The organism is Streptomyces sp. Q2, from assembly GCF_056820935.1.
Map to the genome: position 1 here is coordinate 59,552 of NZ_JBXEJE010000031.1, position 22,824 is coordinate 82,375.

Genomic DNA, 22,824 nt, shown 5'->3' on the forward strand with positions numbered 1-22,824 from the left:
ACGACCTGGGGCCGGCAGTCGCACACCCCGCACCGTCGCACACCGTCGCACAAGGGAGTGCCTGATGACGACCACCTCCCTCACGGGAAAATCCATGCGCCTGGCCAGACTGTCCGGGCACGGGGACGGGCGCTTCCTGCTCGTGCCCCTGGACCATTCGCTGTCCGACGGCCCCGTCGCCACGGCCAGTGGATTCGAAAAGCTCGTCTATGACGTCGTGACCGGAGGCGCCGACGGCATCGTCGTCCACAAGGGCCGCGCCCGGGCGGTAGCCCCCGAACTCCTCGCCGCATACGGGTGCTCCTTGCTGGTGCACCTGAGCGCCAGCACCGCGCACGCCCCCGACGCCGATGCCAAGGTGCTCGTCGGTGACGTCGAAGACGCCATCCGGCTGGGCGCCGACGCAGTGAGCGTGCATGTGAACATCGGCGCCGACACCGAGGCCGAACAGCTGGCCGACCTCGGAGCTGTCGCCGCCGCCTGCGACCGCTGGAGCATGCCGCTGCTCGCCATGATCTACCCGAGGGGACCGCGCGTCACCGACCCGCACAACCCCGAACTGCTGTCCCACGTCGTCAACATCGCCGCCGATCTCGGCGTGGACGTCGTCAAGACGGTCTTCGCCTCGCCTGCGGAGCGCATGGCTGAGGTCGTCGAGAACTCACCCCTGCCGATCATCGTGGCGGGTGGTGCCGGCACCTCCAGCCTGGCCGACTTCACCTCGGCGGCCCTGTCGGCGGGCTGCCGGGGACTCGCCGTGGGGCGCCGGGTGTTCGGCTCCCCGAATCCCCGCGCCACCGTCCTTGAGCTCGCCGAGATCATCCATGGCCCCGGTGGCTCCCTCGTCCCCACGCCCCCCTCGCGAATGGCAGGTGCTCTGTGAAGCTCAGCTGGATCGACATACGCACCATCGGATCGGCCAAAGACGCGGTCGTGGAGGAAGCACTCCACGCACGCGTAGACGGCATCGTCGCCGCCGACCTCGCCGACCTGGAGAACCTGCCGCCCACGGTGCGCAAGGTCCTCTTCCCGCAGGGACAGACGCTGCCCGAGGACTTCGGCCCGGCCGACGTCGTCATCGTCGAGCCGGCCAAGCACGGCGAGCCCGCCGAACTGGCGCTGCGTCACCCGGAGGTCGAGTTCGGCCGGTACGTCGAGATCATCGATGCGGACACGCTGGAGGATGCCTGCCAGTCCGCCCGCACAGACAAGTGGAGCCTGCTCTACTTCCGCGACCCGACCAAGATCCCGCTGGAGATCGTGATTGCCGCCGCGGCCAAGGCCGAGGGCAGCCTGATCACGGTGGCCCAGGACACCGAGGAAGCAGAGATCATCTTCGGCGTCCTGGAACTCGGCTCCGACGGCGTGCTGATGGCACCCGCCGCCGTCGGTGACGTCACTGCCCTGCGCCAGGCCGCCGAGACCGGGGTACCGGACCTGGAACTGGTCGAACTGGAGGTCACCGCCACGGCTCACGTGGGCATGGGAGACCGGGCATGTGTGGACACGGCGACCTACTTCCGTGAGGACGAAGGCATCCTCGTCGGCTCGCATTCCAAGGGCATGATCCTGTGCGTCAGCGAAACGCACCCGCTGCCCTACATGCCGACCAGGCCGTTCCGCGTCAACGCAGGCGCGATCCACTCCTACACCCTCGGTCAGAACGAACGGACCAACTATCTGAGCGAGCTGAAGTCCGGCAGCAAGATCACTGCCGTGGACATCCACGGCAAGACACGGCTGGTGACCGTGGGCCGCGTCAAGATCGAGAGCCGTCCGCTGATCTCGATCGACGCCATCGGACCGGACGGGCGCACCGCCAACCTGATCCTCCAGGACGACTGGCACGTGCGCGTACTGGGCCCGGGCGGCAGCGTCCTCAACAGCACCGAACTGAAGCCGGGCGACAAAGTGCTCGGGTATCTGCCCGTCGCCGACCGGCACGTCGGCTACCCGATCCGCGAGTTCTGCCTGGAGAAGTGAGCCGCGTGGGGCAGCAGGCAGCCACCACAGCCCACACTGCCGTCTGCCCCACGCCGCCCCCCGCGCCAGGGGCGCGGCCACGCGGTCTCGCCGACGACGAGACCCGGTGGGCAGCTGTGGTGCGACGCGACCCGCGCGCCGACGGAGCCTTCTTCTACGGAGTGCAGACCACGGGCGTCTACAGTCGTCCATCCTGCGGAGCCCGCACCCCCCGTCGCGACAACGCCGTCTTCTTCGCCAGCCCGCAAGAGGCACAGGACGCCGGCTACCGGCCCTGCCTGCGCTGCCGGCCCGCCGACGGGACGCGACGCCCCGTCGGCGAGCAGGTCGCTGTGCACGCCTGCCGGCTCATGGAACAGCCAGGGCAGACAAGCTCCCTCGACGCTCTCGCGGCACTGAGCGGGTTCAGCAGGTTTCACTTCCACCGGCTCTTCACCACGACGATCGGAGTGACCCCGAAGACATATGCCATCGCCTGCCGGGCGGAACACCTGCGCCACGCACTCACCCGCACCCGCACCGTCACAGAGGCCATCTACCAATCCGGGTTCAACTCCAGCGGCAACTTCTACGCGCTGACCCGGGACCTGCTGGGCATGACCCCCACGGCCTTCAAGAACGGCGGCCGAGGGGTGCCCATCCACTACGCAGTCGTCACACACGCATCCGGCCCCCTGCTCGTCGCCGCGACCGCTGCAGGCGTCTGCTCCGTGCTGTCTGGCCCGGACCGCGACGCACTCGTACGCCACGTACGTACCTGCTACTCAGCGGCCCCCGTATTCACGGCCGACCCAAAACTCGGCGGCCGCCTGGCGCATGCCATACGGCACACCGCGCCACCCACCGGTACAGCACTCCCCCCGGACATCCGCAGAAGAGCACTCGAGGGATGGCTGCGCAAGATCCTCAGCCCTCGGGCCCGGACCCCGTAGCCCAATCAGGAGAGGCACACACGCGTATGAACATCCTCAGGACCCACAGGTCCGCCGCCCAGCGACTGCGCCTTACGGTCGACAGGCAACTCGGGGCGGGCAACTTCTTCTGGCACGCATGGAAGGTGGCCACCGACCGGGACCGGCCGCTGCTCTTCCACCCCGACGTCACCTCCGGCCGATGGGACGAAGGCGAACTGCCCGGCCTGTCCCTCAATGACATGCGGGTCGCCATAATCCGCTACGCCCACTGGTACCGCACCCACGGAGTGCTGCCCCACACGCACGTAGGCGTCTACACCCGCAACGGTCTCTACGGCCTCCTGCACCACATCGCTCTCACGAGCCTGGGGGCGGTCGCGGTGCACTGCAATCCCAACATGGCGACGCCGACAGCCGCCGAATACTTCGCCCGCACCCGCGTCACGGTGCTGGTCGCGGACGCAGACCTGCTCACAGCCTGCATGGGTGTCTGGGACCGATCTGGCGACAGCGACACCAAGACGATGCTGACGGAAGACATCCGCCAGATCGACGAGACCGCCCCACGGCCGAGCGGCCCGATGCCGGGCTTCCCCTACCAGCACCAGCGCGACGACCTCGTGATGATCTCGCACTCGTCCGGTACCACCGGCCGCCCAAAGGCCCCGGTCTTTACCCACGCCTCGTTCTTCGACGGCAAACGCGAACGCCTCTGGACCTTCCCGTCCCTGCGCTCCGACCGGATGCTGACGGCGCTGCCACACAGCCACTCCGCAGGCATCAGCTACCTCACCATGGCGCTGCTCCTGGGAATCCCGACCCTCGTCCTGGACGCCGCGAACGGCGACCGGCTGACCCGGGCGATCAACCGGTTCCGCCCGACGTTCGTCCTCGGATTCCCCCTGACCCTGGCAGAGATCGACGTCACGCGCGTCACCCCCTACGCGGCACAGTCCATCCACTCCTGGAACGGCATGGGCGACGCCTCGCACGAACGCCACATCCGTCCCCTCACCGCACTGGGCAGCCGACACGAGGGGCGCAAGAGGGTCCCGGGCTCGCGCTACGTCGACGGACTGGGGTCCTCCGAAATGGGCATGGTCCTGTTCCGTATCGCCCACACCGCCCAGACCACCCACTACGACCGGCTGATCGGCCATCCGATCAAAGCAGTGCGCGACGCCGCAGTACTCGACGAGCACGGCAACGTACTGCCGGACGGCGAAGCCGGCCTACTAGGTGTGCGCACGCCCAGCGTGACACCCGGCTACTGGGACGACCCGCACCTGAGCAAGGAGTCCCTGAGCAATGGCTACTTCCTCACCGGAGACGTCGTCCGACGCGACCCGGACGGACGCTGGTACCACCTCGATCGCACACCGGACGTAATCCACAGCGCCGACGGGCCCATCTACAGCCTTCCCGTCGAGGAATCGGTTCTGCTGACGACTCAGGCCATGGACGCAGCAGTCGTCGCCATCGACGATCCCGACCACACCGGCAAGTCGCTCCCCGCCGCCGTGGTGCTGTACCGGGAAAACGTGAAGCGTTCCCCGCAAGACCTGCTCGAAGTGTGCAACACCGCTCTGCGCAAGAAAGGACTGCGCACCCTCGACGCGCTGATCGTCGCTGCGGACCGTGACGAACTGCCCGTCGGACCGACCGGCAAGGTGCTCAAACGCCAGCTGCGCGAAAAGCACCACTCCCTACTGAGCCAGCCAGCCCCGCCGGCCGCCGCCCACACCCGCACCGCTCTCGAAACGGCCTCGTCACACACCGAGTAGGCCGCAGGCGAACCTCAGCCGAACGATCTCCCAGCGAAAGGCTCGACACATGGCCGACGTGCATCCCGCGCGCCGCGTGGTGGACGTTCTCACCGGCGCCTGGCAAGCCCAGGTGCTCCACGCGGCCGCCGCGCTCTGCATCCCCGACCACATCCACGCCGGACACACCACGGCCGCGGCACTGGCCGCCGCCACCGACTGCGACAAGGACAGCGTCGAGCGTCTGATGCGCCTGCTCACCGCAATGGACATCTTCGACGGCGGAGCCGACACCGGCTACCGGCTCACCCCGGCAAGCGACCTGCTGCGCACGGACCACGACCGTTCCATGCGCGACATGGCGGTGGTCTACGGACAGGAGTTCTACCAAGCCTGGGGCGCAGCTGTTGCCGCTGTCCGGACCGGCACCTCCGGCTTTCAGCACGCGTTCGGTACCTCGCTGCGCGAACACCTGGCGGCCGACTCCGAGGCGGCCACACGGTTCCAGCGCGCGATGAACGCCGGCAACGTGTTCTTCCAGGACGTCGCCGCCGCTCATGACTTCTCCGCCGCCAGAACCGTTGTCGACGTGGCAGGCGGCGCGGGCACGCTGCTCTCGACGGTCCTGCACGCCCACCCGAACCTGCACGGCGTGCTGTTCGACCTCCCGCACGTGATTCCGGTCGCCGAGGAAAACCTCAGCCGCACACTCGACCCCGACCGCTACGACACCGTGGGCGGGAACGTCTTCGAACGCGTGCCCGCCGGAGGAGACGTCTACCTCCTGTCTCGGATCCTGCAGGACTGGGACGATGCGCACTGCCTGCGGCTGCTCACCACCCTTCGCGCGGCGATGCCACCCACAGCCCGGCTGCTGATCGTCGAACGCGTCATCCCGGACGCCGGGGAGGCGATGCTGCCGCTTCTGTGGGACCTGCACCTACTCATGGCGGCCGGCGGCAGGGAACGTACGCTCGACGGCTACCGGACGCTGCTGGACGGCGCCGGCCTGCGCCTCCAGGCCGTCCAGGAACTGGCTCTCGAGACCAGCTTGCTGGTCGCGGCACCGGTGGAGGAAGCCAAGTGACTACGCCTCGGGAGACCACGGCAGCCGAGCGCCAGATCCCCGTTCTCATCGTAGGGGGCGGCGGGTCCGGACTGACCGCCTCGCTCGCCCTGTCCGACCTCGGCGTCGACTCGCTCCTCGTGGAACGCCACCCCTCGACGTCCATCCAGCCCAAGGCCCACATCCTCAACGCCCGGACCATGGAGATCTTCGCGCACCACAAGGTCGCCGAAGACATCTACCACGAAGGCGCGCCCCAGGAGAACTGCGGTGCCATGGTCTGGCTGTCCAGCCTCGGCGGCGACGCCCCCTACGACCGCAAAGTGCTGTACCGCACCAGTGCGTACGGCGGGGGAGACCTGGCCGAACGCTACGCCGAGGCGTCCGCGCAGCCTCATGCCAACCTCGGACAGCGCTGGCTCGAACCGCTGCTGCGCCGCCACGCCGAGCAGCGCGCCCCGGGAGCCCTGCTCTTCCACCACGAACTGCTGGACCTCGACGAAGACGAGTCGGGGGTCACCGCGACCATACTCGACCGCGGGCGTGAACAGGCATTCAAAGTGCGCGCCTCCTACGTGATCGCAGCGGACGGCGGCAAGACGGTGAGCCGCCTGCGCAACATTGCGATGGAAGGCACGTCAACGTTCCTGGACTGGATCAACCTCCATGTCCGCGCGGATTTTTCCGAGTTCATCCCGTACGACGACGCTGTCGTCAACCGGGTCTCCAGCCTGTCGGACGACGGCACGCTCGAGCACTGCGGCGTGGTGCCGATGGGCCCAGACCACTGGGGGCGGCACTCCCGAGAGTGGACACTCATGTTCTCGCGGCCCCCAGGAGCCACAGAAGCGGCCGAACTTGACGACGAGACGATCGTGAAGCTGGTGCGGCGGACCCTCAAACTGCCCGATGAGCACGTCATGGACGTGGAAAGCATCAGCCGGTGGCCGGTCGAGGGAACCGTGGCGCAGCGGTTCCGTTCGGGCCGGGTCTTTCTGGTCGGCGACGCCGCCCACCGCCATCCGCCCTCAGGGGCCCTGGGCCTGAACACAGGGATCCAGGACGCGCACAACCTCGCATGGAAACTCGCACTGGTTCTCCGCGGGGAAGCCGGTGATGCGCTGCTGGACAGCTATGAACCGGAGCGGCGACCCGTGGCCCAGCGGGTGGTCGAACGTGCCGTGTACTCGCTGTTCAACCAGATCACGTTCACGGCCGCGACAGGAGTGATCCACGGAGCCCGCCCGGAATGGAATCGTGCTCAGATGACGGCGCTGGTCTCCGACACGCCCGACGGCGAGACGCGACGCACCGTGCTGCGCGAATACTTCGACACCAACCGCATCACCACGGCGCATCTAGGGCTTGAGATGGGGTACAGCTACGCCGATGCCGGCTACGTGAGGCCGGACGGGACGCCCCTCCCGCCGACGGATCCCCTGGGGCTCGAGTACCACCAGACCGCCCGCCCTGGCTCCCGGCTCCCGCACGCCTGGCTGCGCCACGGCGGGCGACGGGTCTCCACGCACCAACTGCACACCGTCCCCGGGTCGTTCCTGTTGCTTGCCGGATCCCGCGGCTCTCTGTGGCAGCGGGCAGCGCAGGAAGTCTCTCAGCAACTCGGGATCCGCATCGACGCGTACGCCGTCGGCACCCAAGGCGAGCCGTACGACCTCGACGGAGCGTGGACGCGGCTGCGGGGCCACGACGAGGACGGGGCTGTCCTGATCCGCCCGGACGGATTTGTTGCCGCGCGGCAACAGTCGAGATGCCACAGCCCGGCGAAGACACTCGAGGACGCGCTGCGGACCGCCCTGGGACACCGTCCGGTCGCGGCAGCCGATGCGCTGGAGGGCCGATAGATGGAGCAGTCCCCGTACATCCCGGTGGCGATCATCGGCGGCGGACCGGTCGGCATCATGCTCGCCCTCCTCCTCGACCGGCACGGCGTGCCCTCCGTCGTGTTCGACGCCCAGGAGAGCCCACACGACGAACCACGCGGCAACACGCACAACGCACGCACGATGGAGCACTACCGCCGCCTGGGGATTTCTGCGCCCATCCGCCGCCTCGGCCTGCCGGCCGAACACCCAGCGGACATCGCCTACTTCACCCGCTACGCCGGAACCGAACTCTCCCGGCTGTCACTGGTGTCCCGCAGTCAGCGGATGCGTCAGACAGCCACTGCGCCCGCCACGGACCAGACCCCCGAACCGGTCCACCGAGCCAACCAGATGTACGTCGAGAAGTTCCTGTACGAGCACGCCCGCACAAGGCCGAACATCACGCTGCGACTCGGCCGGCAGATCACCGACCTGCGGCAGAACGCCACGCAGGTCAACCTGCGCGCCGAGCACGCGGACGGACCAGCCGAGCACTGGACGGCCCGCTACGCCGTGGGCTGTGACGGCGGCCGGAGCTTCGTACGCCGCACGCTCGGCGTCCGCTACGAAGGAGTCGGCACCCTGGACCAAGACGTACTGGGCCGCCGGGCGACAGCGGCCCATCTACGGCTGCCGACCTTCCACCGGGACATCGTGACCGGGCGCCGTGCATGGAGCTATTGGGCGTTGAACAGCGAGCTGGTCATGAATCTGATTGCCCTCAACGGCGAGGACGAGTTCTTCCTCCTGACCAGCTCTGTGGATCCGGACACTGCCGACTCAGGCCGGATCGCCGACCTGGTGCGCCGTGCCGCCGGCGTGCCCCTTCCCGTGGAGGTGCTCAGCCGGCGCCCCTGGACGCCCGGCGTTGCCCTGGTCGCCCAACGGTTCACAGCCGGCCGCGTTCTGCTGGCCGGAGACGCAGCGCATCTGTTCACCCCGAACGGCGGATTCGGCATGAACACCGGAGTGGACGACACCGCCAACATCGCCTGGAAGTTGGCGGCGGTCCTGAACGGATGGGGAGGCCGCGAACTGCTCGCCACCTACGAGGCCGAACGCCGTCCGATCGCACGGCGCAACACCACCGCGGCGCGGGAACTCAACGCCGGACTCGGCACCATCGAGCGCCCCGCCACCTTGGAAGAGGACAGCCCGCAGGGGGACGAGGCCCGCACCCATGTCGGGGACCTGCTGCGCTGCTACGGGGAGCGCACCCACTCGCTGGGTGTCCAGCTAGGGGCACGGTACGACACCTCGCCCATCGTCGTAGCGGACGACGAACCGCCCGCCGATTCATGGGGCACATACACTCCCTCGAGTGTGCCCGGCGGTCGCGCCCCTCACCTGTGGCTGGATGAATGGCATGGCCAGGGCAGCTCCCTCTTCGACCGGCTCGGACCGGGATTCACCCTGCTGCGGCTCGGCGGCAGGGCACCCGGCAGTAAGCCGCTCGAGGCCGCGGCCCAAGCGCAGCGAATGCCGCTGACCGTGCTGGATGTGGACCAGGACGTTGCCCGAGACCTGTACGACCGGGACCTCGTTCTGATACGGCCCGACCAGCACGTGGCCTGGCGAGGCAACCAACTGCCAGCCGACCCGGATGAGCTGGTGGCGCAAGTGACCGGTTCCCTGGGGACAGCATGAGCACGGCATGCCTGAACATCTGCATCGTCGGGGCGGGGCCGCGCGGGCTGTCCCTGCTGGAGCGGATCTGTGCCAACGAACGGGCGCACGCATCGCACGACCACATCACCGTCCACCTCGTGGACCCCTACAGTCCCGGTGCCGGAAGGGTCTGGCGCACGAGCCAGTCGCGTCTGCTTCTGATGAACACGGTGGCGTCCCAGGTGACGGTATTCACGGACGACACGGTCGAGATGGATGGGCCGGTGGAACCCGGCCCCAGCCTGTATGAGTGGGCCCGCGCCGTCGTGCTGCCCGCGGGCCCCGCCAGGTTTGGTGAAGCGACGTACGCCGAGGCGTCAGCCCTGCATCCGAACGCTTACCCCACGCGTGCCTTCTACGGCCGCTACCTGGAAGACGTCTACCGGCACATTTCTCGACGGGCGCCGACCCACTGCCGCATCGTCGAGCACCGCACCCGCGCTGTCGCCCTTCGGGACCAAGAAGGTCTGCCCGGCGGCCCGCAAGTTCTCACCCTCGCGGACGGCACACGGTTGCGGGACCTCGATGCCGTCGTCCTCGCCCAAGGGCACCTTCCCGAACGCCCCTCCGCCAATGAGGCCGCCTGGGCCGGCGTGGCCGCCCGGCGCGGCCTGACTTACATCCGGCCGGCCAACCCTGCCGATCTCGACCTCTGCGCCATCAAACCGGGTCAGACCGTGCTGATCCGCGGACTTGGACTCAACTTCTTCGATCAGATGGCGCTGCTCACGCGCGGTCGCGGCGGTTCCTTCGTCCGCCGCTCAGGGCGGCTGACCTACCTTGCCTCCGGGCGGGAGCCACGGATCTACGCAGGATCCCGGCGCGGAATCCCCTACCACGCCCGCGGCGAGAACGAGAAAGGCGCCCACGGCCGCCACCAGCCGCGACTCCTCACGCCGGAGACCATCTACACGCTGCGACGCCGCGGACGCGACGGGGAGCGCGTCCACTTCACCACCGACCTGTGGCCGCTCATCGCCAAGGAGGTCGAGAGCGTCTACTACGAGACGCTGCTGCGCGCCAAAGGCCGCATCCCTGGCTCCTCAAGATTCGTCCGCAGTTATCTCGCGGCGCCCACGACGCAAGCACAGAACGAGGTGCTGGACGCCCACGGCATCGAGCCGAGTGACCGCTGGGACTGGGACCTGGTCCAACGCCCCACCGGCGGGCGCCGCTTCACCAGCCGCGGGCACTTCCATCGCTGGCTGCTCGACTACCTGGCCAACGACATCCAGCAAGCCAAGGCCGGCAACGTCAGCGGACCACTCAAGGCGGCCCTTGACGTCCTGCGAGACCTGCGCAATGAGATACGCCTTGCGGTCGACCACGGCGGGCTGGAAGGCAACTCCTACCGAGACGACCTCAAGAGCTGGTACACGCCGCTCAACGCCTTCCTGTCCATTGGCCCGCCTGCCTCCCGCATCGAGGAACTGCACGCACTGATCCAGGCGGGCATCGTCCAACTCCTGGGGCCCGACACAAAAATCGCACTCAGTGCTCAGGGAGACCAGGCGGCGTTCATCGCCACGTCCCCCAGCATCGACGCGCCGCCCGTCCAGGCGTCCGTACTGATCGAGGCTCGGCTACCCGAACCGGATCTGAGGCAGACCGCGGATACCCTGCTCCAGCAGCTTCTCATCACCGGCCAGGCGGTCCCCTACCAGCTCGAAGGCACCTGCGGCACCGTCTTCGAGTCGGGCGGCCTCGCGGTCACCCCGCGCCCGTACCGCACCATGGATGCCCAGGGCCGCATCCACCAGCGGCGCTTCGCCTACGGCGTCCCGACCGAATCCGTGCACTGGGTGACAGCAGCCGGCATCCGGCCGGGGGTCAACTCCGTGACACTCAGCGACTCCGACGCCATAGCGCAGGCCCTGCTCTCCCTCACCCCCAGCTCTCCCGGCTCTCATCGCCCCGCCCGTGGAGCCGACCGGCTGGAGATCACCACATGAAACGACAGACCACGGCATTCGACGGAGGACCGGATGCAGGACTGCTGTCCCCCGTACGGGTCGGGGCCCCCACCGAGCAGGCCACCAGCGAAACGGCATGGCTGCAGGCCATGCTGGACTCGGAGGCGGCCCTCGCACGGGCGCAGGCAACGCTGGGCACGGTACCGGCCTCGGCAGCCCAGGCCATCACCTACGCCGCCCGTGCCGAACGGTTCGACCTGCGAGCACTGGCGGTCGAGGCAAGGGAGGCCGCCAATCCCGTCGTGGGCCTCGCGCGCGCCCTGACCGAGACCGTCGCTGCCGAGGACCCGCAGGCCGCCGAATACGTGCATCGGGGCTCGACGAGCCAGGACGTGCTGGACACCGGCATGATGCTGATGTGCCATCGGGTGCTGGAACTGATCCACACCGACGTGCGCCGGACGGCCGACGCGCTGACCACACTGGCCGAACGGCACCAGGGCACCGTCATGGCGGGCCGCACTCTCGCCCTGCATGCGGTGCCCACCACGTTCGGACTCAAGGCCGCGGGCTGGCGGCAGCTGGTGCTGGACGCAGCCGACCGGATCACCGCCGCGTACCAGAGCCTGCCCGTCTCCCTCGGCGGGGCAGCCGGAACACTCGCCGGATACATGGAGTTCGCACGCCCGGATGCACACGCGCCGCACCCGGACCACTACCACGACAGGCTCGTGGATGCGTTCGCCACCGAGACAGGCCTGGCCCGTCCGCCACTGCCATGGCACGCCTTGCGTACCCCGGTCGCAGACGTCGCGGCAGCGCTCGCCTTCACAGCCGGCGCACTCGGCAAATTCGCCCTCGACGTGCAAACCCTTGCCCGCACGGAGATCGCCGAGGTTGCCGAGCCTGCGGTGGCCGGACGTGGCAGCTCGTCAGCGATGCCCCACAAGCGCAACCCCGTACTGTCAACGCTGATCCGCAGCGCGGCGCTTCAAGTCCCCCCACTCGCCGTCGGCCTGACACAGTGCCTGGTCACCGAGGACGAACGGTCAGCAGGGGTGTGGCACGCCGAGTGGCTGCTGCTGCGCGAGGCTCTGCGGCTCACGGGCGGCGCCGCGTGGACGGCCGCCGAACTAGCCGAAGGACTTACACCCCATCCGCATCGGATGCTCGAGAACCTGAGCCTTACCGGAAGTCAGATCGTGACCGAACGCCTGGCGGCCGTTCTCGCCCCCCGGCTCGGCAAGGCCCGCGCCAAACACCTGCTGGCCCAGGCATCGCTCACCGCCGACCAGGAGCAGCGCCCCCTGCTGGATGTCCTGAGCACCCTGCCGGAGGTAACCGCACACCACACCGGCAAGGACCTGGAGAACCTGCTCGACCCGACCCTCTACACGGGCGGCGCCAGCGCCCTCGTGGCCCGCGCGCTTGCCGCACCCGCGCCGTCCTCCCACACCCCTCAGGAGTTGTGATGTCACGCCGCCTGTTCACCTCGGAGTCCGTCACCGAGGGCCACCCCGACAAGATCGCCGACCAGGTCAGCGACGCGATCCTCGACGCACTGCTGCGTGAGGACCCCGCCTCCCGGGTGGCCGTCGAAACGCTGATCACCACAGGCCAGGTGCACATCGCCGGAGAGGTCACCTCCGCGGCCTACGTTCCGATCGCACAACTGGTGCGCGACACAATTCTCGGCATCGGTTACGACTCCTCCGCCAAGGGCTTTGACGGCGCTTCATGCGGTGTCTCGGTCTCCCTCGGCAGCCAGTCGCCCGACATCGCCCAAGGCGTCGACACCGCCTTCGAGTCCCGTGAACACGGCGACCACGATGAACTGGACCGACAGGGTGCCGGCGACCAGGGGCTGATGTTCGGCTACGCCACCGATGAAACACCGACCCTCATGCCGCTGCCGATCGAGCTGGCCCACCGCCTGTCGCGGCGCCTGTCTGCTGCTCGGCGCGACGGCTCCATCCCCTATCTCCGCCCCGACGGCAAAACCCAGGTCACCATCGAATACCAGGGCAGCCGACCGGTACGCCTGGACACGATCGTGGTCTCCTCCCAGCACGCGGCGGACATCGACATCGACATGCTCCTGACACCCGACATCCGTGAATACGTGGTCGAACAGGTCCTGGCACAGCTCGCCGACGACGGCATCAAGCTGGAGACGGACGACTACCGCCTGCTGGTCAACCCGACCGGCCGCTTTGAGATCGGCGGCCCGATGGGTGACGCCGGCCTCACCGGACGCAAGATCATCATCGACACGTACGGCGGTATGGCCCGCCACGGCGGCGGCGCTTTCTCCGGCAAGGACCCGTCCAAGGTCGACCGCTCCGCCGCGTACGCAATGCGCTGGGTCGCCAAGAACGTCGTCGCCGCAGGCCTCGCCTCCCGCTGCGAGGTCCAGGTCGCCTACGCCATCGGCAAGGCGCAGCCGGTCGGGCTCTTCGTCGAGACTTTCGGCACCGGCACCGTGGCTCAGCAACGGATCGAAAAGGCCATCGACGAGGTCTTCGACCTGCGTCCGGCTTCGATCATCCGCGATCTCGACCTGCTCCGGCCCATCTACGCCCAGACCGCCGCCTACGGCCACTTCGGCCGTGAACTGCCGGACTTCACCTGGGAACGCACCGACCGTGCCCAGCAGCTCAAGACCGCAGCCGGCATGTGACGACCCCACCCTCAAGGAGATCCAACGTGCGCATCGCCGTCACCGGCTCGATCGCCACCGACCACCTGGCGGTCTTCCCAGGCCGTTTCACCGACCTCCTGATCCCCGACCAGCTGGACCGCATCTCCCTGTCGTTCCTGGTCGACACGCTCGACGTGCGACGCGGCGGTGTTGCCGCCAACATCGCGGTGGGCCTTGCCCGCCTGTCGCTCACCCCCGTGCTGGTCGGGGCGGTGGGCAAGGACTTCTCCGAGTACGCCGCATGGCTGCACAACAACGGCGTGGATACACAGTCCGTGCACGTGAGCGAGACTCTGCACACCGCCCGGTTCATGTGCACGACGGACTCCGAGCACAACCAGATCGCTACCTTTTATGCCGGAGCCATGGCCGAGGCCAGGCACATTTCCCTGGCGGCCATCGCCGACCGCACTGGAACCCCCGATCTGGCTTTGATCGCCCCCGACGATCCCGAGGCCATGCTGCGCCACACCGAGGAATGCCGCGCGCTCGGCATTCCCTTCGCCGCAGACCCATCGCAGCAGTTGGCCCGACTTGACCGCGAGCAGACACGAGCGCTGGTCACCGGGGCCCGGTTCTTGTTCACCAACGAGTACGAGTCCGCGCTGCTCCTCGACCGCACCGGCTGGACCCGTCAGGACGTGCTCGACCGCATCGGAACCTGGATCTCCACCCAAGGAGCCGACGGCGTACACATCATGGAACGCACCGGAGAAGTCCGGCACATCCCTGCCCTGCCAGCACGGGAGCCGGTCGATCCGACCGGCGTCGGTGATGCATTGAGGGCTGGATTCCTCGCCGCCGCGGCCCGCCTACTGCCAGTGGAGCACTGTGTCCGAATGGGCTGTGCGATGGCCACACTGGTCCTTGAATCCGTCGGCACGCAGGAATACAAGATCGTGCCGGTCGAGCTGCTCCAGCGCATCGCTCGCACCTACGGCACCGGCACAAAAGCCGCCCTTGAACCGCTACTGGCAGACCTGCCGTGACTGCCGGGACACAGGAGTACTCACGTTCCGCCGCTGGGCACGCCGGAGCGCTGCGCCGACAGCTGGCAGCGGGAACGCGGACCTTCTCGTTCGAATTCTTCCCGCCCAGGACAGAGGCTGGGACTAGGACTCTGTGGCGGGCCATCCGGCGCGTCGAGGCACTCGCCCCGACCTTCGTCTCGGTCACCTACGGCGCGGGCGGAACCTCTCGGGACCGGACCGTCGAAGTCACCCAGCGCATCGCCGCCGAAACCCAGCTGCGCCCGGTGGCCCATCTGACGGCGGTGGGGCACTCGCTGAGCGAACTGCGCCATATCGTCGGCCAGTACGCCGACGCGGGCGTGCGGGACATCCTCGCGCTGCGAGGCGACCCTCCAGGCGACCCCCGCAGCCCCTGGCTACCCCACCCCGACGGCCTCACCTACGCTCACCAACTCGTCTCGCTGGTCAAGGAACTGGGTGACTTCGGTGTCGGAGTGGCGGCATTTCCCGAACGGCATCCGCGCTCACCGGACTGGGAAAGCGACATCCGGCACTTCATCGCCAAGTGCCGGGCAGGTGCCGACTTCGCGATCACCCAAATGTTCTTCGAAGTGGAGGACTACTTGCGACTCAGGGACCGAGTTGCCCGAGCCGGCTGCGACATCCCCATCGTCCCGGAGATCATGCCGGCCACCGATGTGAGACAGATCAGCCGCTTCGCCGAACTGTCCAACGCCGCCTTCCCCGCCCGGCTCGCCCAACGGCTCCAGGACGCCCGCGACAGGCCGACCGATGGACATCGCATCGGGGTCGAATACGCGACAGCCATGGCCGACCGCCTCCTGGACGAAGGGGCTCCTGGACTGCACTACATCACCCTGAACCGCTCAACGGCGACACTCGAGATCCACCAGAACGTACGTACCAGACTGGAGTAACCGGGGTGTATCGCCTCTCGTTGGATTCCCTGGCGGCCGTACCTCGACCGCTGTGACACCAGCGGGAGAGACAATTGACGGTACGTGAGAGCAGCGCAGCGGAAATCCTCGAAAGGTTCTACGCCGCCGAAGCCGTCTACGTCGAAGCAGGCGGCCCAGGACAAGCCAGTTTCGAGGAGATCGCTGACTGTCTGGACCCGGAGGTGACCCTCCACCAGGCGCCTGGACTCCCGTACGCGGGCATCTGGCGGGGTCCGGACGGAATCGAGCGGTTCCTGGCCGTCATGAGCGAGGCGTGGCGAATCATGGAGTTCCTGGGGCAGCGCTGCTTCGTGGACGGCCAGCACGTTGTCGTGACCAACCATGTTCGGTTCGTGGCCCGGGCGACGGGCCGCGAACTGGAGACTCGGATCGTCCAGGAGATGACCATCCGGGACGGGCGGATCTACGAGATCCGCCCCTTCTACTGGGACCCCGCCGCCGTGACTGCCGTGCTGGGACCTGCCTGAACAGGGAGCGGTTGACCGCCGATTCCGGGTGCTGCGATGGCGGCCGCGGGGTGCAGGCCGGACGAGCCGCGGCGATGACAGCCGATCAAGTGGGTGTCGACCATGCCGATGGCTTCCATCAAGGCGTACATGCCAGTGGGGCCCACGAAGACGAAACCGCGGGCCCGCAGGTGGTCGGCCAGAGCCTTGGAGGCCGAGTCCTTGGTGGGCACGTCGGCGACGGTGCGCGGGGCCGGAGTGGTGAGCGGTTTGCGCCCCCAGATGAGCTGGTCGAGACCGCCGACAGCGCGCAGAGCGAGGGTGGCACGGGCGTTGGTGCGGGCTGCTTCGATCTTCTTGCGGTTGCGGATGATGTCGGAGTTGCCGAGCAGACGCTGGATGTCGGTATCAGAGTAGGAGGCGACAGTCTCAGGGTCGAAGTCATCGAAGGCTGCGCGGAAGGCAGGACGCTTGGTGAGGATGGTGCGCCAGCTCAGGCCGGCCTGGAACGCCTCCAGGGTGATGCGCTCGAACAGGGCGCGCTCACCGCGGACGGGCATGCCCCATTCAGTGTCGTGATAGGCGCGCACCAGTTCGTGTTCCAGGGCCCAGGGGCAACAGGCGATCCCATCCTCACCCATCGTGGCTTCGGCCGTCTTCGCGTCCGGCTGCAGCCTGATGGGAGCCGTCATGGCGTCCTCTTTTCGGTGCTCGGCGGGGGGTGCCCGGCCAGTCCGGTGACCCGCATGGTGATGTTCAGCCGCCCGCCGTTCAGACCGGTGTCCGGGCCGCCGGTGCCGGGGTAGATCTTGGGGACACCGTGGTAGGCGTAGCGGGAAGGGCCGCCGAAGACGAACAGGTCACCGGACGACAGTTCGACATCGGTGTACGGCTTGGCCCGGGTCTCGGAGTTGCCGAAGCGGAAGACACAGGCGTCGCCGATACTCAGGGAGACGACCGGGGCAGAGGACTTCTCGTCCTTGTCTTGATGCATGCCGAGCTTGGCCTGCTCGTCGTAAAAGTTGATCAGCGCCGTGTCGGGCGTATAGCCGTCCCCGGCTGTGGGGTCCTCATAGGCGTCGGCGAGCGCGAGCCGTCCCAAGTCGACCATCCAGTCGGGAAATTCGGCGACGCGCCGTCCGTTCACGTCGCCTGCGAGGCGGGTGTACTGGTAGGGCTGCCAGTGCCAGCCGATGCACACCGTCTGTACGGACATGACGCCGCCGCGCGGCAGCTTGGTGTGCCTTATCGGTACCGGGCCTACGGCCCAAGCGCGGCACGCGTCGACGAGCTCACGCTGCTGGTCAGGGGCGAGCCAGCCCGGTACGTGCACGGCACCGGGCGCGACCTCGAGGCGGGGCCGGGGGATGAGCGCGCTCACCTGGCCTCCCCTTCGCCAGGCAAAAGCTCCGTGACCCAGCCGCGGTTGACGTGCCAGGTGCCGCCGCTGGCCGTTGCGCCCCGCAGACCATGCAGTGTGTGGACGCCTGCCAGCGTCGTGACGCGGGAATCGCCGAGGACGGCGAAGGCGTACGTGCGGTTCGGGTCCCAGTCGGTGCTGTGACGCAGACGGCGGGCCAGTTGAGCGAAGCCGAGGGGAGCGGCCGCGATGACCCATGCGTCAGGCGCCGGGTTGGTGAGGCGCTGGGCGGGCCGCAGCCACGAAGCCGCCTGTTCGGGCCAGTCCACCATGGCAAGGACGTCCTTGCCGGCCGTCTTCCACGCGGCGGCGAACGCTTCAGCTGCTGCGCGGGAGGCGGCGTCGCGGCTGTGGCCGATGGCGATGGACTGGATGCGTGAGCGCGGCTCGCCGAGCAGGGCGAACAGCGTGAAGAGTTCCTCCTCGGTGTGCGCGGCTGGGACGGGCAGCTCGCCGAGCGTGGAGAGGTCGGCGGGTTGAATCAGCGGTGAGAGGGACTCGTCCCCGCCGGAGAGAGGGCTCATGACGTGCTCTTCTGACGCTGAGGGGTTTTCCACTGCTCGTACCCGGTAGGCAGGCACACCGCGCACGGCCGGTATCCGGCAGTGATGGCGGTCGCTTCGTCGGCGAAGAAGACCCGGTACCGCACGTAGGGGCCACGTGCTATCGCCCGCAGCGCAGACGGGCAGTCCAGGCGCCCGTAGAGCTTTCCGCGCCAGTGCCCGCCGAGTGTGCCTGGCGTGCTGCTCTGGTACAGCTCGTTGTCCGGGCCGCGCAGCGTGTATGTGCGCTGCTTTGTCTCGTCGCCGGTCGTCCAGTGGCTGTTCTGTGCGGTCATGCCGGTGGTCATTTGGCGTCGTGGAACACGAGGCCGAGACTGCGGCGCAGGCCAGAGCGGACGGTGCTCACCCCATGCCGCATGGGCGCCGTGGACCAGCCGCGCTTGGAGGCGACCGGTCGGTCGCGGGTGGTGAAGATCAGTCCGTGGCCCTTGAGCAGGATGGTGGACGATCCCCGGGACTGAGCGCGGGGGCGCTGCTCGGTCATGATGAACTCGCCGCCGCTGTAGTCGACTCCCGGTGCATCTAGGCCGATGACGACCTGGAGGGGGAACAGCACGTCACCGAACACGTCCCGGTGCAGGGCATTCCAGTCACCGGGACCGTAACGCAGCAGGATCTGGGCGGACTTGGCCTGCCCGGCCTCATGGCAGTACGTCAGCCATTCGTCCAGTGTGTCCGGCCAGGGAGAGGGCTGGTTCAGTTTCGCGGCCCAGTCGCGGGCGATGGGCAGCAGGTGCGGGTAGAGCGCCTCACGCAACTCACGTACCGGTCCAGGGAGTTCGTGGGTGAAGTAGCGGTACTGGCCGGAGCCGAAGCGGTGGCGGGCCATGTCGACGGTGGTGCGGAACCGCTCTGCCTCGTCGTACAGGTCGGCGATCGCGGTGCACTCTTCCGCGGTGAGCAGCTGTCCGGTCAGCGCGCTGCCGTATTCGTTGACCTCGTCGGTGAGCGCGTCCCAGTCCGCCGCGTCGACCCGCTCGGCGAGATGGATGGTGTTAATCAAGGTGCCCTCCCAGGCGGTGCAAGTCGAAGGGGTCGCCTAGGCCTGCGGGGCCCTGCGACCGGTTCGGGCCGGGCGTGCGGCTTGGCGGGCGTCCTCGAGGCTGAGCAGCTTCTGCTTGCGCTCCAGGCCGGCGGCGTAGTCGCTCAGCGCGCCGCTGGTGACCAACAGGGGCGCTCCACCAGCAGCGGGTTTTGCCCGACAGTCGGTGAGTTCACCGGCGAAGTAGGCGGTCGGCTGCCGCTTGATCCCAGTAGACGCGTGCGGGTCACACATCCAGTCGTCTCGCACGCCGGCCGGCCACGACGCCCGGTCATGGACAGGGAGGCCATCGCGTTGGCGCGCCAGTCGCGGACTGCGACGCCTCGCGCGCCACCAGGAGTTCGCCAGCGGGCTGAGGAACGTCGCGTAGAGGGTGGTCATGGAACTTCTCCCTTCACCCGCAATGCTGCGATTGCACCGCGACATGTGCTGGCGATATTCGGACATCACGTTGTGGGGACAGCGGCTAGGCCTTCCACAGGTGGTGCATCGCGTACGTACGCCACGGCCGCCACGCCTCGGCATCCTCCAGCGAAACTCCGGCGCGCCGTGCCCCGGCCTGGATGGCGACGTCCCCTTCAAGTAGGACGTCCGGGTCCCCCAGGGCCCGCATCCGGATGTAGCCAGCTGTCCACGGGCCGATACCGCGCAGGGAGAGGAGTTCCTTCTCGGCCAGATCACGCTCGGCGCCGGGGTCCAGACAGACCGTGCCATCGGCTAGCGCCGCACTCAGCGTGCGCAGGGTCTGCCGACGGGAGTCGGGCATGCCGATCTGACCAAGTGATGCCTCAGAGAGGTCGGTGGCCTGAGGGAAGAGGTGGGTGAGGTTCCCGCTAGGCGCCTGGAGCGGCTGCCCATGGGCGGCGACCAAGGCGCTGCCGAGCTTCTGGCCGGCCGCCACCGACACCTGCTGACCCAGCACCGCGCGTATCGCCAGCTCGTCCCCATCGGCGGCCCCCGGCGCCCGCAAGCCCGGCCGCTGCGCGACCAGTCCTGCTAAGCACGGGTCGGCGGACAATAGTTCGGTCACCGCGTACGGGTCGGCGTCCAGGTCGAACAGCTGCCGCATCCGCTGCGTCGCGGTCGTCAGGTCACGCAGCTCACTCAGGTGCAGATGGCACTCCAGCCAGCCACCTGGCCCGGTGGCCTCGCTGATCTCGGCGATGCCGTAACCCTTGGGCAGGCGCAGGGTGCGCCGGTAGATGCGCTTTCCGCGCGTGCCGGAGATCTCCTCGATGCCGGTGATGGCCCGCCTTTCCAGGTACTCGAAGACCTGCTCGGTGTCGTACGCACCGCGGTAGGCGAGGCGGAGCGGGATCGCGCCCGAGGCGCTGTCGACCGCCGAGCCCACCGACCCGAAGCGGGAGGTGCGGCCCGGACGAGCGAGGCGCAGCTCCGTGGGGGTGGCGTCGTAAATCACGCGAATCGTCTCATTGAATTGCCGCACGCTGGCGAAGCCGGCCGCGAACGCGATCTCTGCCACCCGCATGCTGGTGGTCTGCAGCAGTATCCGGGCGGTGCGCCCGCGCTGGGCCCGTGCCAGGGCGATCGGGCCCGCCCCCAACTCGGCGTTCAGCTGTCGCTGCACCTGCCGGGCGCTGTAGCCCAGCCGAGCGGCCAGCCCCGCCACACCTTCCCGGTCGACCACGCCGTCACCGATCAGCCGCATCGCACGGCCGACCATGTCGGCGCGCGCGTTCCACTGCGGGGAACCGGGTGCCGCGTCTGGCCTGCAGCGGCGGCAGGCCCGGAAGCCCGAGCCCTGGGCCGCGGCCGCAGTGGAGAAGAACCGGACGTTTTGTCGTTTGGGAGTGATCGCGGGACAGCTCGGGCGGCAGTAGATTCCCGTCGTCACCACGGCGAAGAAGAAACTGCCATCGAACCGGGCATCCCGGCTGCAGACTGCTTCGTACTTGCTGTCTTCACTCAACACATTTCCACCATGCGGCCAGCCCACGCGACGTACTCGTGAGAAAGGGTCATCGCATTCCCGGGATATGCCGCCGCGGACTCAGCGTCGCCGGCCTCGGTGGCAAGGGCGCTGTTGAAGCGGGCTTGCAGGAAGATGAGCACACCGGAGGCGACGGCGAGCGCCATCCACAGGAGATACATGAGGTTTTCCCATCGACTCGGCGATGCCCGCAGGGGCAAGACAGCCCAGGCACGGGCGTTATCGGGCGTTGTGGAAGATGATGCCGAGCGTGTTGCGCTGACCGGCGGTCACCGCGCTCGTGCCGTGCCGCATGGGGTGACGGCGGTAGCCGTTCTTGCCTTCCACCGGCCGGTGCCGGACCGGGAAGATCATGCCCTGCCCGAGCGTCGGCTTGACGACGAGCGCCTTGGACTGAGAACGCGGGCGCTGCTCGACGAAGACGTTCTCCCCGCCAGTGAAGTCCTCGCCGGGCTGATTGAGCATGATGGCGATCTGCAGCGGGAAGACAAGGTCGCCGTAGATGTCCTGGTGCAGGCAGGCGTAGTCGCCCTCGGCGTAGTTGAGGATTAGCGGGGTGGGCCGGTGCTGCCCGTTAGCTGCGCACTCCTCGGTCAGCTCATCCAGAGTGGTGGGAAAGGTGCGCTCACCCAGCATCGGGCCCCACTGGTTGGCGATCCACGCCATAGGCGGGTAAAGCTGCTCCCGCAGTGTCTGGACCAGCTCCGGCAGCGGGTTGGCGTAGTACTTATAGGTGCCGCGGCCGAAGTTGTACCGCTCCATCACCACGGTCGAGCGGAACCTCGCCGCCCCGTCGAAGGTGTCGATGAGCTCCTGGCATTGTGCGCGTGAGAGCAGCGGCGGAGTCACGGCGACACCGTTTTCGTTCAACTCCTCATACAGAGTCGGCCAGTCCAACCTGGCGAGCGCGGGCAGGTCCTCGTCGTACGGGATCTCCGGTGCGACCCCGAGAGCAGAAGGGTCACGAAACAGCGGGGCGGGTCGGTACATGGTTTATTTCCTTGTGTTGACGCAGCCTGTACAGGGCGAGGTCAAGCGTCGGCGGAAACGTCGAACTCGGGTGCGGGCTGCTTGACCAGGTCATCGAGAGAACCGCTTGTCAGTGCGGGTGCCGGTGCCAGCGAGCGATGTTCTCCCTGAGTTGCCTGATACCACCCCGCCAGGGATCGGCTGGATCGCCGAGGAGCGGTGCAGCAGCCGCGCCATCGGCAACTGAGTGCCCCTGTGCTCTCAGTGTTGACGGTGAGGTCGCCGCTGAGCTGGACGTCGCCCAAGACGGCGATGGGTGTCTCGAGGGGAACATCACGGTACTCCTGAGCTGAACTTGGCTGTGTCGGCAGTGGCCGCGGCACGGTGTCTTGCGCGGTGAACCCGTCGCGTCGGGTACGGGGCCCACGCTGCTGGGTCCGGTGTCGGAATCCCGCGCAGACCATTCAGTGATCAATGGTGAGGTGCCTCGAGCGGGGAAGCTGGCGCTATTCGGACGTCACGTTCTCGTAGTTGCTTTGTGCCGGAGGCAGGGCTCAGTGGCCGCCTCAGCCAATGCCATTCACTCAGACC

Annotated in this window: 22 protein-coding genes; 13 read left to right on the forward strand and 9 right to left on the reverse strand. The window is 68.1% G+C overall.

Annotated features, from left to right (window positions below; all coding sequences use genetic code 11):
* Nucleotides 1–64 precede the first annotated feature (64 nt).
* The 13 genes from ACWBNA_RS31380 (at nt 65) to ACWBNA_RS31440 (ending at nt 16,309) form a co-directional block, all read left to right on the forward strand.
* Nucleotides 65–883 (forward strand): 2-amino-3,7-dideoxy-D-threo-hept-6-ulosonate synthase, encoded by an 819-nt coding sequence (locus ACWBNA_RS31380; protein WP_482707886.1) that lies wholly within the window; start codon nt 65–67, stop codon nt 881–883.
* Entirely contained in the window at nt 880–1,983 is a 1,104-nt protein-coding gene (locus tag ACWBNA_RS31385) for a 3-dehydroquinate synthase II family protein (protein ID WP_482707887.1), read from the forward strand. Before ACWBNA_RS31380 ends, ACWBNA_RS31385 begins: the two co-directional genes overlap by 4 nt.
* Before the next feature lie 5 nt (nt 1,984–1,988).
* A complete protein-coding gene (locus tag ACWBNA_RS31390; protein WP_482707888.1) occupies nt 1,989–2,915 on the forward strand; it encodes a bifunctional transcriptional activator/DNA repair enzyme AdaA in 927 nt (308 codons plus the stop codon).
* Nucleotides 2,916–2,941: 26 nt separating this feature from the next.
* Entirely contained in the window at nt 2,942–4,681 is a 1,740-nt protein-coding gene (locus ACWBNA_RS31395; RefSeq protein ID WP_482707889.1) for a class I adenylate-forming enzyme family protein, read from the forward strand.
* Between the two features lie 49 nt (nt 4,682–4,730).
* On the forward strand, nt 4,731–5,747 hold the full coding sequence (locus ACWBNA_RS31400; RefSeq protein WP_482707890.1) for a methyltransferase: 1,017 nt from the start codon (nt 4,731–4,733) through the stop codon (nt 5,745–5,747).
* Nucleotides 5,744–7,588 carry an FAD-dependent monooxygenase gene (locus tag ACWBNA_RS31405; protein ID WP_482707891.1) on the forward strand — a complete coding sequence of 615 codons (1,845 nt, stop codon included), beginning with the start codon at nt 5,744–5,746 and terminating at the stop codon, nt 7,586–7,588. Before ACWBNA_RS31400 ends, ACWBNA_RS31405 begins: the two co-directional genes overlap by 4 nt.
* On the forward strand, nt 7,589–9,256 hold the full coding sequence (locus tag ACWBNA_RS31410) for an FAD-dependent monooxygenase (protein WP_482707892.1): 1,668 nt from the start codon (nt 7,589–7,591) through the stop codon (nt 9,254–9,256).
* A complete protein-coding gene (locus ACWBNA_RS31415) occupies nt 9,253–11,229 on the forward strand; it encodes an FAD/NAD(P)-binding protein (RefSeq protein WP_482707893.1) in 1,977 nt (658 codons plus the stop codon). The genes ACWBNA_RS31410 and ACWBNA_RS31415 overlap by 4 nt, the downstream gene beginning before the upstream one ends.
* Nucleotides 11,226–12,662: a nitrosuccinate lyase gene (locus ACWBNA_RS31420; protein WP_482707894.1), complete on the forward strand. Its 1,437-nt coding sequence runs from the start codon at nt 11,226–11,228 to the stop codon at nt 12,660–12,662. Before ACWBNA_RS31415 ends, ACWBNA_RS31420 begins: the two co-directional genes overlap by 4 nt.
* Nucleotides 12,662–13,870 (forward strand): methionine adenosyltransferase, encoded by a 1,209-nt coding sequence (metK, locus tag ACWBNA_RS31425; protein ID WP_482707895.1) that lies wholly within the window; start codon nt 12,662–12,664, stop codon nt 13,868–13,870. Before ACWBNA_RS31420 ends, metK begins: the two co-directional genes overlap by 1 nt.
* 26 nt (nt 13,871–13,896) lie before the next feature.
* Nucleotides 13,897–14,880 (forward strand): carbohydrate kinase family protein, encoded by a 984-nt coding sequence (locus ACWBNA_RS31430; protein ID WP_482707896.1) that lies wholly within the window; start codon nt 13,897–13,899, stop codon nt 14,878–14,880.
* A 50-nt stretch (nt 14,881–14,930) separates the two neighbouring features.
* Nucleotides 14,931–15,800: a methylenetetrahydrofolate reductase [NAD(P)H] gene (gene metF / locus ACWBNA_RS31435; protein WP_482707949.1), complete on the forward strand. Its 870-nt coding sequence runs from the start codon at nt 14,931–14,933 to the stop codon at nt 15,798–15,800.
* A 74-nt stretch (nt 15,801–15,874) separates the two neighbouring features.
* The gene (locus ACWBNA_RS31440) at nt 15,875–16,309 is read left to right on the forward strand and encodes a nuclear transport factor 2 family protein (protein WP_482707897.1); all 435 of its coding nucleotides are present in this window, start codon (nt 15,875–15,877) and stop codon (nt 16,307–16,309) included.
* On the opposite strand, the gene ACWBNA_RS31445 is transcribed toward ACWBNA_RS31440, so the two are convergent.
* From ACWBNA_RS31445 to ACWBNA_RS31485, 9 genes are all read right to left on the reverse strand, one after another.
* Entirely contained in the window at nt 16,264–16,980 is a 717-nt protein-coding gene (locus ACWBNA_RS31445) for a DNA-3-methyladenine glycosylase I (RefSeq protein WP_482707898.1), read from the reverse strand. The two genes, ACWBNA_RS31440 and ACWBNA_RS31445, sit on opposite strands and share 46 nt — an antisense overlap.
* Nucleotides 16,977–17,669, reverse strand: a complete 693-nt coding sequence (locus ACWBNA_RS31450; RefSeq protein ID WP_482707899.1) for an alpha-ketoglutarate-dependent dioxygenase AlkB family protein — start codon at nt 17,667–17,669, stop codon at nt 16,977–16,979. The genes ACWBNA_RS31445 and ACWBNA_RS31450 overlap by 4 nt, the downstream gene beginning before the upstream one ends.
* Nucleotides 17,666–18,232, reverse strand: coding sequence for a hypothetical protein (locus ACWBNA_RS31455; protein WP_482707900.1), 567 nt, complete (start codon nt 18,230–18,232; stop codon nt 17,666–17,668). Before ACWBNA_RS31455 ends, ACWBNA_RS31450 begins: the two co-directional genes overlap by 4 nt.
* Nucleotides 18,229–18,546 carry a metal-binding protein gene (locus tag ACWBNA_RS31460; protein WP_482707901.1) on the reverse strand — a complete coding sequence of 106 codons (318 nt, stop codon included), beginning with the start codon at nt 18,544–18,546 and terminating at the stop codon, nt 18,229–18,231. The genes ACWBNA_RS31455 and ACWBNA_RS31460 overlap by 4 nt, the downstream gene beginning before the upstream one ends.
* Before the next feature lie 8 nt (nt 18,547–18,554).
* Nucleotides 18,555–19,274 (reverse strand): 2OG-Fe(II) oxygenase, encoded by a 720-nt coding sequence (locus tag ACWBNA_RS31465; protein ID WP_482707902.1) that lies wholly within the window; start codon nt 19,272–19,274, stop codon nt 18,555–18,557.
* A 36-nt stretch (nt 19,275–19,310) separates the two neighbouring features.
* Complete coding sequence (locus tag ACWBNA_RS31470; RefSeq protein WP_482707903.1) at nt 19,311–19,694, reverse strand: hypothetical protein; 384 nt, start codon at nt 19,692–19,694, stop codon at nt 19,311–19,313.
* Between the two features lie 85 nt (nt 19,695–19,779).
* Nucleotides 19,780–21,243, reverse strand: coding sequence for an AlkA N-terminal domain-containing protein (locus ACWBNA_RS31475; RefSeq protein WP_482707950.1), 1,464 nt, complete (start codon nt 21,241–21,243; stop codon nt 19,780–19,782).
* Nucleotides 21,240–21,410 carry a hypothetical protein gene (locus ACWBNA_RS31480; protein WP_482707904.1) on the reverse strand — a complete coding sequence of 57 codons (171 nt, stop codon included), beginning with the start codon at nt 21,408–21,410 and terminating at the stop codon, nt 21,240–21,242. Before ACWBNA_RS31480 ends, ACWBNA_RS31475 begins: the two co-directional genes overlap by 4 nt.
* Nucleotides 21,411–21,483: 73 nt before the next feature.
* Complete coding sequence (locus tag ACWBNA_RS31485) at nt 21,484–22,254, reverse strand: 2OG-Fe(II) oxygenase (RefSeq protein ID WP_482707905.1); 771 nt, start codon at nt 22,252–22,254, stop codon at nt 21,484–21,486.
* Between the last annotated feature and the right edge of the window lie 570 nt (nt 22,255–22,824).

What these genes read in the sequence shown, in the direction of transcription:
- ACWBNA_RS31380 (WP_482707886.1), top strand. Translation starts at nt 65, where the DNA reads ATGACGACCACCTCCCTCACGGGAAAATCCATGCGCCTGGCCAGACTG.
- ACWBNA_RS31395 (WP_482707889.1), top strand. Translation starts at nt 2,942, where the DNA reads ATGAACATCCTCAGGACCCACAGGTCCGCCGCCCAGCGACTGCGCCTT.
- ACWBNA_RS31400 (WP_482707890.1), top strand. Translation starts at nt 4,731, where the DNA reads ATGGCCGACGTGCATCCCGCGCGCCGCGTGGTGGACGTTCTCACCGGC.
- ACWBNA_RS31410 (WP_482707892.1), top strand. Translation starts at nt 7,589, where the DNA reads ATGGAGCAGTCCCCGTACATCCCGGTGGCGATCATCGGCGGCGGACCG.
- ACWBNA_RS31415 (WP_482707893.1), top strand. Translation starts at nt 9,253, where the DNA reads ATGAGCACGGCATGCCTGAACATCTGCATCGTCGGGGCGGGGCCGCGC.
- ACWBNA_RS31420 (WP_482707894.1), top strand. Translation starts at nt 11,226, where the DNA reads ATGAAACGACAGACCACGGCATTCGACGGAGGACCGGATGCAGGACTG.
- metK (WP_482707895.1), top strand. Translation starts at nt 12,662, where the DNA reads ATGTCACGCCGCCTGTTCACCTCGGAGTCCGTCACCGAGGGCCACCCC.
- ACWBNA_RS31445 (WP_482707898.1), bottom strand. Translation starts at nt 16,980, where the DNA reads ATGACGGCTCCCATCAGGCTGCAGCCGGACGCGAAGACGGCCGAAGCC.
- ACWBNA_RS31455 (WP_482707900.1), bottom strand. Translation starts at nt 18,232, where the DNA reads ATGAGCCCTCTCTCCGGCGGGGACGAGTCCCTCTCACCGCTGATTCAA.
- ACWBNA_RS31460 (WP_482707901.1), bottom strand. Translation starts at nt 18,546, where the DNA reads ATGACCGCACAGAACAGCCACTGGACGACCGGCGACGAGACAAAGCAG.
- ACWBNA_RS31470 (WP_482707903.1), bottom strand. Translation starts at nt 19,694, where the DNA reads ATGACCACCCTCTACGCGACGTTCCTCAGCCCGCTGGCGAACTCCTGG.
- ACWBNA_RS31480 (WP_482707904.1), bottom strand. Translation starts at nt 21,410, where the DNA reads ATGGCGCTCGCCGTCGCCTCCGGTGTGCTCATCTTCCTGCAAGCCCGC.
- ACWBNA_RS31485 (WP_482707905.1), bottom strand. Translation starts at nt 22,254, where the DNA reads ATGTACCGACCCGCCCCGCTGTTTCGTGACCCTTCTGCTCTCGGGGTC.